Here is an 11,918-nt window from a genome sequence, read left to right as displayed (position 1 = left end):
GAGCCCCCTCCCCTCTTCCCCCTAAACTTTTCTTCTTTATCGAATCCCTCATGTCGGCTTTCCCTTCTTATGCTATGCGTGGGCTCTCTTTTTCTTCTGAGAAGAAGATGATGAAGATGATGATGAACCTGTACATTCTCCAATAAAGCTGCCCCCCCCTCTCCAATACGGACAGCACCAATATCCCCAAATAAAAAACTCTTCCCAACCATATCGGTGGAAGAGCTTTTCATCTACACGGAAAACCAACAAAAGGGATTCGATAAAGTCGAAAGTCTTTGGAGGGAAAGGGGAGGGTTTAAGGGAGGGGGAAGGGAACCTTTCTTCAGAAAGGTTCCCTTCCCCCTCCCTTATTTTTTCTACTTTTCCTCTCCATCCTCCTCACCCAGCGCGACCAGCGCGACATGGGCGGCTTCCTGTTCAGCCCGCTTGAGTCCGGGGCCGGAGGCGCGGAACTGACGCCCGTCGGGCAGATCCACGCGGACGGAAAAAATCTTGGCGTGCTCGGGACCATAGCTGTCCTCAAGCGCATACACGGGAAGCCCCTTGCTGATACGCTGCGTGGCCTCCTGCAACTTCGTCTTGAAATCCTTGCGCCGTACCTTCGTGGCGTTCTTGGGCCAGAGATCTGTGTACAGCCGCTCCACGACCGCGCGCGCCTTCTCAATCCCCCCGTCCACGAATACGCCGCCGAAAACAGCCTCCATCGCGTCCGAAAGCAGGGAATCGCGCTGACGCCCGCCCTGATTCTCCTCGCCACGGGCAAGACGCAGGCAATCGTCAAGATGCAGCTTGCGCGCAATGACCGCCAGCGTGGCCTCGTTGACGAGGCTGGAACGCAGACGCGTCAACTCGCCTTCCCGGGCATCGGGGAAACGGGCGAACAACTGGGCTGAAACGGCGATCTCCAGCACGGCGTCGCCGAGGAATTCCAAACGCTCATTGTGCGCGTTGCCCGCCGAATGCTCGTTGGCCCACGAACTGTGCGTCACCGCGAGCACCAGCAGCGATTCGTCCTTGAAACGGTATCCTATCCTGTCCTGCAACACATCCAGCGTCATGGCATGACCTTATTTCGATTCACAAACCTTTCACAAACCTTACTTGTCCACAGATGCGTCTCACCTATCACGCACACCGGAGCAAGGCAACCTGAGCCACACCGCGATGATGCGGATATACGGAACCGGACGTCCGCCAATCACTTCTTGACAGCGTATGGGAGAGCCCCTACTTTGGGCGATACACAACTTTAAGGAGATCACAATGTCCAAACCGATCCGGTTGTTCAAACTCGTCACCGGCGAACTGGTTCTCGGCAAGTTTGACGAAGAAGCCAACATGCTCGAAGACGTGGCGATCATTCAGGTCGTTCCCACCCAACAGGGTGTTCAGATGATGATGCTTCCCTACGGCTATCCTTTCGAACAGGAATTCAAGGGCAGCATTTCCGGTGAACACTTCATGTACGAATACAAGAAGCTTCCCGACGATCTCGAAACCAAGTATCTGGAAGCCTGCACCAACCTGACCCTGTCCACGGGCGGCCTCGCCGGTGCCGCGGGCAAGTCTCCGCTCATCAAGTAGCTTTGTCCCCGCTTCGGACGAAAACGCCCCCATCCTGCCCCGGCCTGTTCCGGGACGGTGGGGGCGAAGCGTTCCCTCAACCCCGCCGCCTGCGGAACCCCTCCTTATGAAAGAACTCCTCTCCCTGCTGCCCCGGCCCAGTCACTATATCGGTACCGAGGAAGGTTCCGTCCACAAGGAGCCCGCGTCCGTTCGCCTGCACTGCGCCCTTGCCTTCCCGGATCTGTACGAAGTGGGCATGTCCTACCTCGGACATAAAATCCTGTATACCATCCTCAACAATCGGGAAGACATCTTTGCCGAGCGCGTGTACGCCCCCTGCCGGGAAACCGGCAGGCTCCTCCACGAACACGGCGTCAGCCTCGCCACGCTGGAAAGCGACACGGACATCGTGAAGACGCACATGTTCGCGTTCGCGATCACGCATGAACTGTGTTTCACCAACGTACTGTACATGCTGGAACTTTCCGGCATCCCGCTCCGCGCCGCCGATCGCGGGGACGATCTGTTCCGCTGGCCCCTCATCGTCGCGGGCGGCGGATGCGCCATTGCCTCGGAACCGCTCGCCCCGTTCATGGACCTCATGCTCCTCGGCGAAGGCGAGGAGATGGTCCCGGAATTGTGCGACCTCGTGATCAAGGCCCGCGAAGAAGGCTGGAGCCGTTCGCGCCTTATCGAGGAAGCCGTCAACATTCCCGGCGTCTATGCGCCGTCGCTGTACACGCATGACGCCAACGGCGTGCTCACGCCGCTGAAACCGGATTTGCCGACGCCCGGACGCCGTATCGTGGCTGATTTCGACAGGGCCGCCTATCCCGAAAAGCAGGTGGTCCCGTTCGGTGCGGTCCACAACCGCCTCAGCCTCGAAATCGCCCGCGGGTGTACCCGGGGTTGCCGTTTCTGTCAGGCGGGCGTCCTGTACCGCCCCGCCCGCGAACGCAGCCTGCCGAATCTGGAAAAAATCCTCGAAAACTGCCTGAACGACACCGGGTTCGACGACGTATCCTTCCTTGCCCTCAGCACGGGTGACTTCTCGGCGCTGAAAACCTTGTTCCTCGGTACGATGGACCGCTGCGAAGCGGAACAGATTTCCGTGTCCCTGCCGTCCCTGCGCGTGGGCTCCATCGACGACGACATCATGCGCCGTCTGGCGGGCATCCGGCGTACCGGAGCCACGCTTGCGCCCGAAGCGGGCAGCCAACGCCTGCGCGACATCATCAACAAGGGCGTCACCGAAGAAGGGCTGATGCTGCATGTCCGCAAGCTGTTCGAGCACGGCTGGCAGCAGGTGAAGTTGTATTTCATGATCGGCCTGCCCGGCGAAACGCAGGAAGACATCGAAGCCATCGTGGACCTGTGCCGCAAGGCCCGTGACGCCGCAGGACGGGGGATGCCCCGTCTGCAAGTCACGGCGGCCATCTCGCCGTTCGTGCCCAAATCGCACACGCCCTTCCAGTGGGAACCGCAGATCACGCTGGAACAAGTGCGCGAGCGCGTCCAGTACCTGCGCGACGCTTTCAGGGCCGAAAAATGCCTGAAACTGCGCTGGCATGAGCCGGAAATGAGTTTCCTCGAAGGCGTTCTGTCCCGCGCCGACCGCCGCATCGCCGACGTGGTGGAAAAGGCGTACCGCAAAGGGGCGATCTTCGCGAGCTGGATGGATCATTTCAGCATCGATCCGTGGCTGGAATCTCTTGCCGAATGCGGCCTGACCGCCGAGGAATTCACCGGGGCCCGCGAACTCGACGCGCCCTTGCCGTGGGATCATCTCAATGCCGGGGTATCCCGGGAGTTTCTGCTGCGGGAACGCCGCCGCGCCTTTGAAGGGAAGATTTCGGACGACTGCCGATATGCGGCCTGCCGCCAGTGCGGGGCCTGCGATACGGCGGCGGGAAAATCCCTGCTTCCCCGCACGCCGGGGCTTGAAGAAGGCACGCACCGCAACAGCCTGAACTTCAAGCAGCGCGATCAGCTTGAACATCAGCCGAATCTCGACGAGAACGGCCGCCTGCTCATGCCGCCGAAGCCGCCCAAGGCGACCGAGCCGCCCGCGATCAACTCCGCTCTGGGCGTCAAGGCCGTGCGTTACCGCGTCTGGCATACCAAGGAAGCGGAAGCCGCCTACATCAGCCAGCTTGAACTGCAATCCCTGCTCGAGCGCGCCATGCGTCGCGCCGGGTTGCCGATGGCCTTTTCTCAGGGCTTCCATCCCCTGCCCCTCATCTCCTTCGGACGAGCCTTGCCCGTGGGCGTGGAAAGCCAGGCGGAGTGGTTCTCCATCGTCCTGCGCGAACCGCTCTCCGCCGAGGAAGTCATGAAGCGCCTCGCTCCCCGGATGTTGCGCGGCCTGCGCCTCGACAGGCTGGAAGAAATCCCGGTCAACGACAAATCCGTGGGCTCAGTGCAGGAAACCTTCTCTCTCCGCTTCGTGGGCTCGGACGCCGACAGACGGCTGTTCATGGAAGCGTGGGATGATTTCACGGCCACGGATTCCCTCATGTTCACCCGTGAAACCAAGAAAGGTCCCCGCACCGCGGACATCCGCCCGCTCTTTCAGGTCATCGAATGGGATGAGCACGGAACGCTCTATATTGTGACCGACTGGTCCGAAACCTACATTTCGCCCATGACGCTCGCCCGGGCCATTACGCCTTGGGCCGAGCAGCACCAGCTTAAAATCATGAAGCTTTCGCAGATGTTCGGGTAAAACCGCCGGAAGGCGGTTCATTACGGAACCCACCCATAAACCGCAAAAGGACACCTTCAAACGAGGTGTCCTTTTCTTTTCAGGAATGCAACGGCGTTGCCCCAATTCTTTTTCACTCTGAACTGTTCTATTCCAACACTGTCCTGCGCCGGAAAAACTGTGAACGGGGATTCGATAAACGCGAAAGTCTTTGAAGAGGAAGGGGTGGGGTTTGGGGAGGGGGAGGAGAAACTTTCTGAAGAAAGTTTCTCCTCCCCCTCCCCAATGCCTTCATACTTCTACCGCTTCCGCTGCATACGGTCGCGTATGATGATGGCAATGAGGTTCATGCCGAGGACGAGGACGAGCAGGATCAACGCGGTCCCGTACTGGAGAGGACGGGTTTTCTCGATTTCCGTCCCGGCTGTGGCAAGCACATACATATGGTACGGGAGGGACATGACCGCACTGAAAACGGAATCAGGCATCTTCGGCGTGTAAAACACGGCGGCGGTGAACATGATCGCCGCAGTTTCGCCAGCAGCGCGGGCCAGACCGAGAATGGCCCCGGTCAACATGCCGGGGACGGCGGCGGGCAGGACCACGCGGGCGATGGTCTGGCTGCGGGTCGCGCCGAGGGCAAGGGATGCCTCGCGCCAAGCGTCCGGAACCTGCCTCAACGCCTCTTCCGTCGTGTTGATGATGACCGGCAGGGTCAGCACCGCCAGCGTCAGCACGCCCGCGAGCAGGCTCACGCCCATGCCGAGAAAGGTCACGAAGAACGCCAGCCCGAACAGCCCGAACACCACGGAAGGCACGCCCGCGAGGTTGCTGATGCCGAGCCGCAGATAACGGGTATACCGTCCTTTTCCGCCGTATTCGTGCAGATACACGGCTGAGGCCACGCCGAGCGGGAAAGCTATCAGCATGGCCCCGAAAGCCAGCAGGAACGTCCCCACGATGCAGGGCCAAACGCCCCCGGCGGTCATCATCCGGCGCGGGGGCTCGGTCAGGAACTCCCAGCTTATCGCCGGGCTCCCGTTCCAGAGCAGGAACACGCACACGCCGACCAGAGCCAGAATATTGATGCCGGCCGCCACGCGCAGCAGGCCGAACATCATTGCCTCCCGACGCTGGCGCGACGTATTGTCGCTGTGAAAGGTGATCGTCGTCATGGCATATCCCTACAGGCCGGAGGAACCGGTTTGCTTGTGTTTTTCCGCGATGCGGAAAGCCAGCATGTTGAACAGGAGCGTGAACAGGAACAGCACGATGCCCGTGGCGAACAAGGCGAAGTAGTGATCGCCACGGAAAGGCGCTTCCGCCATTTCAGCGGCGATGGAAGCGGGCATGGGGCGCACGGGATCGAAAATCGAGAGCGGTATGATGGCCGCGCCCCCGGCAACCATAAGCACGACCATGGTTTCGCCGATGGCCCGCGACATGCCGAGCATGACGGCTGTACCGATGCCGGACAGCGCGGAAGGGATGACCACGCGGATCAGCGTTTCCCAGCGGGTCGCGCCAAGGGCCAGCGACGCTTCGCGCAGCGTGCGGGGAACCGCGAACAGCGCGTCCTCAGCCACGGAACAGATGGTCGGCACGCTCATGAACGCCAGCATGAGCGCGGCGTTCAACAGGTTGAGCCCGGTATCCGCTCCGAACCAGTCCTGAAGGAACGGGGCGACGATGACCATGCCGAAAAAGCCGATGACAACCGAAGGCAGCGCCGCCAGCAGTTCGACGAACGGCTTGACGATGCGCCGCGTCCGGCTGGCCGCGATCTCCGCCAGATAGGCCGCCGTCATGATGCCGAGCGGCACCGCGATGCACGACGCCAAAATGGTTACCGCCAGCGAGCCCATAATCAGAGGGAAGATGCCGAATTCGGGCGGCTCGGACGTGGGGTACCATAAATGCCCCGTCAGGAAATCCCAGAGGGGATAGTCCGCAAACAGCGGCAGCCCTTCCATAAACAGGAAGAGCATGATGCAGGCAAGGGAGAGAAGCGATACAAAGGCCACGCCCGTCAGCAGCCACCGGATCGATTTTTCCTTCAGTTCTCTGGACATGGAGTCTCCGTTTCTCTTCTGGGGCGCTGTCTTCCGCGCCGCTTGCCGCCGCGAGATCGTTGCGGCTCAGGAGGCCCCTCTTCTTTGTCAAGGAGCCGCCACGCTGTTCTTTTTGACTGGGATTCCCGCCTCTCCGTCAGCCAAAAAAACTGAGAAAGAGGGGGAAAGGGAGAAGGAGCCCTTTTCAGAAAGGTTCCTCCTCCCCTGCATATTTACTTCTTCGCCAGCGGCACGAAGCCGACTTCCTTCACGGCCTTCTGGCCCTTGGCGGGGTCGAGGATGTACTTTATGAGCGCGCCGGAAGCGCCGGCGGGTTCGCCGTTGGTGAATACATACAGTTCGCGGCTGAGGGGCCATTCCTTGGAAAGCGCGGTTTCAGCGGAAGCCGCGACCTTGCCGATATGCAGTCCCTTGATGCTCGGGGCGAGGTAACCGAGGCCCACGTAGCCGATGGCGTTGGGATTCTTGGCGACAACCTGCTCAACCGCGCCGTTGGAAGCCTGAAGCAGGGCCTTGGGCATGACCTTGGCCTTCTTCATGACCATTTCTTCCCACGTTTCGTAGGTGCCGGAGGACGTGTCGCGGGACACGACCACGATGTTGGCGTCGGCGCCGCCCAGTTCCTTCCAATTGGTGATCTTGCCGGTGTAGATGTCCTTGAGCTGGTCGAGGCTGAGTTCGTTGATCGGGTTTTTGGGATTCACGACCGGAACAAGCGCGTCGACCGCGACGGCGGTACGGACGGGATTGATGCCCTTCTTGGCGGCCAGTTCCTTTTCACTGCCCTTGATGTCGCGGGAAGACATGGCGATGTTGGCCAGCCCGTCGAGCAGGGCCTTGATGCCGTTGCCGGAACCGCCGCCGGAAAGCGCGATCTGCACGTTGGGATTGGCCGCCATGTAGGCTTCGGACACCTTCTGCATAATGGGCAACACGGTGGTGGAGCCGTTGACGACGATTTCGTCGGCAGCCTTCGCCTGAGCGGGCAGAAGGCAGGACAGGGCCAGAAGGGAAGCCAGGACAATGCGTTTCATCTGCATGAACTCCGTTTTTTCGGTTTGTAACGAACGGCCGGGACGACCGCCCGGACAAGCTGGAAAATAGGGCGGCTTCGTGTCAAAACGATGACGGAAAACCGAAACGCAGGTGACGAAGAAAGATTTATCGCCACGGAATTGTCACAATCGCTTCATGTTCCCGTCACCCGCCGCAACTAGAACCATTCAGCGAGACTGCAACAAGGAATCAACCATGATCAGCGAATCCGCCACCATTCTCATCGTCGAGGACGAACAGGACATCCGTGAACTGCTCGCCTACAATCTGGAAAAGGAAGGCTACGCCACCGTTCAGGCAGCGGACGGCAAGGAAGGGTTGGATCTGGCCCGCTCCCGCAAGCCGGATCTCATCCTGCTTGACCTCATGCTTCCGAAAATGGACGGGCTCGCGGTCTGCCGCGAACTCGAACGCGACTCCGGCACGGTGCGCATCCCCATCATCATGCTGACGGCACGGGGCGAAGACGTGGACCGTATCCTCGGCTTCGAGCTGGGGGCGGATGACTATGTGGTCAAGCCGTTCAACATCCGGGAACTGCTGCTCCGCATCCGCGCCATCCTGCGGCGCCAGGTCATGGTGGAAAGCAATCCGGTGCTCACGCGCCACGGGGTCAGCGTCGATCCCGCCGCCCATAAGGTCACGGTGCTCGGCCAGGACGTCGAGCTCACGGCCACGGAATTCCGCCTCATAGAGGATCTGCTGCGCAACGCCGGACGCGTCCGCACGCGCGAGGAACTGCTCGCTGCGGTTTGGGGCTATCAGTTTGAAGGCTACGCCCGTACGGTGGATACCCATATCCGCCGCTTGCGGAACAAGCTCGGGGACGCCGCCGAAATCATCGAAACTGTGCGCGGCGTAGGCTACCGCTGCAAGGAGTAACATGCGCGACACCAAGTTCAGGACACGCCTCTTCCTCTGCTTCTTGGCCGTCATTGTGATGACGCTGGTGCTCCCGGGGCTGTACGTCCGCAAAAACATCAAGGAAGACGGCATCGACGAGACCGTCCGCAATGCCCGGCGCGAAGCCGTGCTCATCCGTATGCAGATGGAGACGGCCCCGGACGGCGTGCATGGGCTCTCATCCACCTTCGACCGGATCGGCACGGAGCTCGGCATCCGCATCACCTTCATCGGCGCGGACGGGACCGTGCTCGCGGAATCCGACTCCAGCCGGGTCAACCTGAACGACCTCGACAACCACGCGGATCGCCAAGAAATCGGAGCCGCCCTCCGGGAGGGGGTCGGGGTCAGCATCCGCCACAGCAATACGCTGGATACGGATCTGGTCTATGCGGCCATCCCCTTCGCAGCCGTCGGGAAGCTTCCGGACGGCTTCATCCGGGTCGCCGTGCCGCTCAAGCACGTAGAGGAACGCATCGCCCAATCCGAACGGCAGTGGCTCGCCATCGTCGGGCTGGCGACGCTGATCGCCCTGCTCTTCGCCTACGGGCTCTCGACGCATCTGGAACGCTCGCTCAAGGAGATGATCCGGGTCGTGGAAAGCATCGCCACGGACCCCGCCGGACAGGGCAACCGCCGCCGTCTCCATATCCTGCCCGGCAGGGAATTCCGGCGGCTGGCCCATGCCGTCAACGACATGGCCGACCGTACCGAGGAACACTTGCGCACCATCGCCGAGAACAAGGCGCAGCTCAAAACCATCCTCGACGTGATGAACGAGGGTGTGCTCGTCATCGGCGAAAAAGGGCGCATCAGGCTGGTCAACCCCGCCCTCGTGCGCCTGTTCCCGCAGGCCAAGGACGCGGAAGGCAAATTCCCCGTGGAAGTCATCCCGGCGGCGGAAATCCAGCAGGCGCTCGACGAGCTGCTTTCCGCGCCGCAGGACAAGCCCCGGCTCATCACGCTGGAAGTGGAGCCCCGCCCGGACATGATCCTGAGCGTGCAGTTCATCAGGCCCCGAGAGGCCATCCATGACGTGCTCGCCGTGGCGGTCTTTCACGACATCAGCGAAATGGCCCGGCTCATGCGGGTGCGGAAGGAATTCGTCGCCAACGTCTCCCATGAGCTGCGCACGCCCTTGACGGCCATCGCTGGCTACGCCGAAACCCTCCGGGATTCCGCCGCCGAAGATCCCTCCATCTGCGCCAAGTTTGCGGAAACCATCCTCCGCAACGCCCAGCATATGGGGACGATGGTGGAAGATCTGCTCAAGCTCTCGCGCATCGAGAGCGGCGCGGTGCCTATGGAAATGGAAACCGTGAAGGCGGCGAGCATCCTTTCCGACGTGACCACGGCCTGCCAGCCGCAAACCGCCGCGCACAACCTGACGCTGGAAACCGATATCGATCCCGCCCTTACCGTACGGGCCGATCCCCACTTCATCGGGCAGGTTTTCCGCAACCTCATCGAGAACGCCTGCCGCTACGCTCCCGAAGGCTCCACCATCAAGGTTTCCGGCGGGAAGCGCCTCGACCACAACGGGCTGCCGGAAGCGCTGTTCATGATATGCGACGACGGGCCAGGCATTCCACAGGCGGACATCGCCCGCGTGTTCGAGCGTTTCTACAGGGTGGAGAAGCACCGCAGCAGCCCCGCCTCCACCGGGCTCGGCCTTGCCATCTGCAAGCACATCGTCGAGCGCCACGGCGGGCGGATCTGGGCGGAACCCGGCCCCGGCGGCTGCCTGCAATTCACGCTTCCCCTCGCTGCGGAAACGGAAAAAAGGACGTGAGGGGCACTTCTTCAAGAAGGGGCCCTCACCGAAATCCACAATGCCCTCCAGACGGCTCCGGCCCCCAAAAACGTAAGGAAGGACGCCCCGCAAGCCTTCCGGCCTCAAACGGGACACGGCTCTTTTTGACTGAAAAAACCTCGCCCGGCATCGCCGGCGGGGATCAACATAGGCCTTTGTGAACGCACTCATGGAGAAAACCATGCCGCAACCCATTGCATCGCCCGTCACTCTCGACAACGCCCAAAGCCTTTCCGGAACGCCGAAAATGGCGGCCCAGAACGTCAACTTTTTCTACGGCAGTTCACAGGCCCTCTTCGACGTCAGCCTGACTTTTCCCGAAAGGCAGGTCACGGCCCTCATCGGCCCGTCAGGATGCGGCAAGAGCACGTTCCTCCGCTGCCTCAACCGCATGAACGACCTTATCCCCGGCACCCGCACCGAAGGCTTGATCACGCTGGACAAGGAGGACATCAACGCCCCCAATTTCGATGTGGTGAACCTGCGCCGCCGCGTGGGCATGGTCTTCCAGAAGCCGACGCCGTTCCCGAAGACGATTTTCGAAAACGTGGCCTACGGCCTGCGCGTCAACGGCGAGCGCGACGAATCGCTCATCGCCGACAAGGTGGAGGAAAGCCTCCGCCGCGCCGCCATCTTCGAAGAGGTGAAGGACCGCCTGCACACGTCGGCGCTCGGGCTCTCCGGCGGCCAGCAGCAGCGCCTGTGCATCGCCCGCGCCCTTGCCGTGGAACCGGAAGTCCTGCTCATGGACGAACCCGCCAGCGCCCTCGACCCCATCGCCACGCAGCGTATCGAGGAAGGCATCCACGAACTCAAGAGCCAGCTCAGCATCGTCATCGTTACCCACAGTATGCAGCAGGCCGCCCGCGTCTCCGACCGCACCGCCTTTTTCTATATGGGCAAGTTGATCGAATGCGATCTGACGGAAAAGATTTTCACCAATCCCTCACTGAAGCAGACCGAAGACTACATCACCGGGCGCTTCGGGTAAGCCGCCCACTTCTCAATTATGCATATGCGGAGCGCATTCCGCCAAGGAGACGCCTTATGGCCTATCAGGAACACTACACGCAGCAGCTTTTGGACAACCTGCGCGCCAAACTCCTCATCATGGGGAGCAAGACGCAGCAGGCCCTCGACGATGCCGCCATCGCCGTATTGAATCACGATCTTCCCCGCGCCGCCGCCGTGCTCGACGGGGATACGGATATCGACGACCTCGAAAACCAGATCGACGAAGCCACGCTCAACATCCTCGCCCGCACACAGCCCGTTGCCCGCGATCTCCGCTTTCTCATGAGCGTCGTGCGCATGGTGTTGGATCTGGAACGCATCGGAGATGAATCCGTCGTCGTCGCCGAGCAGGTCACGCTCTCGGACAAGCCGATTCCCTCCATCGTCGAAAAGGATCTCCGGGCGCTGTGTACCCGCACGAGCGCCATGCTCCGCAATTCCCTGCTCGCCTTCCAGAACGGAGACGCCCCCAGCGCCCTTGCCGTCAGCCGCTACGACGACGAAACCGCGCAGATGATGGTGAACATTTTCCAAAAGCTCATGCAGGCCGTCGGCGACCGCACGCTTGAACCGTGGGACTCCATGCACATCGTGCTGATCACCCGTGCTCTGGATCGCGTTTGCCGCCGTGCCGAGAACATCGCCGAGCACGCCTACTTTATGGTCGAAGGCGTCAGCCTCAAGCACCGCCGGACGTTGCCCCAAGCTTGGGAGAAATAGGAATTCGGGGGAGGGGAGGGAAAAACTTTCTGGAGAAAGTTTTTCCCTCCCCTCCCCCAAGCCCCCT

General features: G+C 61.2%; 10 protein-coding genes. 6 read left to right on the top strand and 4 right to left on the bottom strand.

From position 1 onward, the window contains the following. Window positions 1–359: 359 nt before the first annotated feature. Entirely contained in the window at window positions 360–1,061 is a 702-nt protein-coding gene (gene rnc / locus T370_RS0119160; protein ID WP_005026023.1) for a ribonuclease III, read from the bottom strand. Window positions 1,062–1,266: 205 nt separating this feature from the next. Here rnc and T370_RS0119155 point away from each other — a divergent pair, with 205 nt between their 5' ends. After that, complete coding sequence (locus tag T370_RS0119155; protein ID WP_005026020.1) at window positions 1,267–1,587, top strand: hypothetical protein; 321 nt, start codon at window positions 1,267–1,269, stop codon at window positions 1,585–1,587. Window positions 1,588–1,693: 106 nt separating this feature from the next. Further along, window positions 1,694–4,294, top strand: coding sequence for a TIGR03960 family B12-binding radical SAM protein (locus T370_RS0119150; RefSeq protein ID WP_029436693.1), 2,601 nt, complete (start codon window positions 1,694–1,696; stop codon window positions 4,292–4,294). A 278-nt stretch (window positions 4,295–4,572) separates the two neighbouring features. Here T370_RS0119150 and pstA read toward each other — a convergent pair whose 3' ends face one another. From pstA to T370_RS0119135, 3 genes are all read right to left on the bottom strand, one after another. Beyond that, on the bottom strand, window positions 4,573–5,391 hold the full coding sequence (gene pstA / locus T370_RS0119145; RefSeq protein ID WP_016360775.1) for a phosphate ABC transporter permease PstA: 819 nt from the start codon (window positions 5,389–5,391) through the stop codon (window positions 4,573–4,575). 66 nt (window positions 5,392–5,457) lie between these two features. Continuing rightward, window positions 5,458–6,345 (bottom strand): phosphate ABC transporter permease subunit PstC, encoded by an 888-nt coding sequence (pstC, locus tag T370_RS0119140; protein ID WP_005026011.1) that lies wholly within the window; start codon window positions 6,343–6,345, stop codon window positions 5,458–5,460. A 212-nt stretch (window positions 6,346–6,557) separates the two neighbouring features. Next, the gene (locus tag T370_RS0119135) at window positions 6,558–7,379 is read right to left on the bottom strand and encodes a phosphate ABC transporter substrate-binding protein (protein WP_009379451.1); all 822 of its coding nucleotides are present in this window, start codon (window positions 7,377–7,379) and stop codon (window positions 6,558–6,560) included. 217 nt (window positions 7,380–7,596) lie between these two features. On the opposite strand from T370_RS0119135, the gene T370_RS0119130 reads away from it, so the two are divergent. The 4 genes from T370_RS0119130 to phoU all read left to right on the top strand — a co-directional run bounded on the left by T370_RS0119130 (window position 7,597) and on the right by phoU (window position 11,851). Next, window positions 7,597–8,283, top strand: a complete 687-nt coding sequence (locus T370_RS0119130) for a response regulator (RefSeq protein ID WP_029436692.1) — start codon at window positions 7,597–7,599, stop codon at window positions 8,281–8,283. A 1-nt stretch (window position 8,284) separates the two neighbouring features. Beyond that, window positions 8,285–10,096 (top strand): sensor histidine kinase, encoded by a 1,812-nt coding sequence (locus tag T370_RS0119125; RefSeq protein ID WP_029436691.1) that lies wholly within the window; start codon window positions 8,285–8,287, stop codon window positions 10,094–10,096. Window positions 10,097–10,364: 268 nt separating this feature from the next. Next, entirely contained in the window at window positions 10,365–11,108 is a 744-nt protein-coding gene (pstB, locus tag T370_RS0119120) for a phosphate ABC transporter ATP-binding protein PstB (protein ID WP_029436690.1), read from the top strand. Between the two features lie 56 nt (window positions 11,109–11,164). Then, window positions 11,165–11,851, top strand: coding sequence for a phosphate signaling complex protein PhoU (phoU, locus tag T370_RS0119115; RefSeq protein ID WP_029436689.1), 687 nt, complete (start codon window positions 11,165–11,167; stop codon window positions 11,849–11,851). Window positions 11,852–11,918 lie beyond the last annotated feature (67 nt).

Source organism: Bilophila wadsworthia ATCC 49260, assembly GCF_000701705.1.
Taxonomy (GTDB): Bacteria; Desulfobacterota; Desulfovibrionia; order Desulfovibrionales; family Desulfovibrionaceae; genus Bilophila; species Bilophila wadsworthia.
This window is presented reverse-complemented; position numbering and strand designations above follow the sequence as displayed.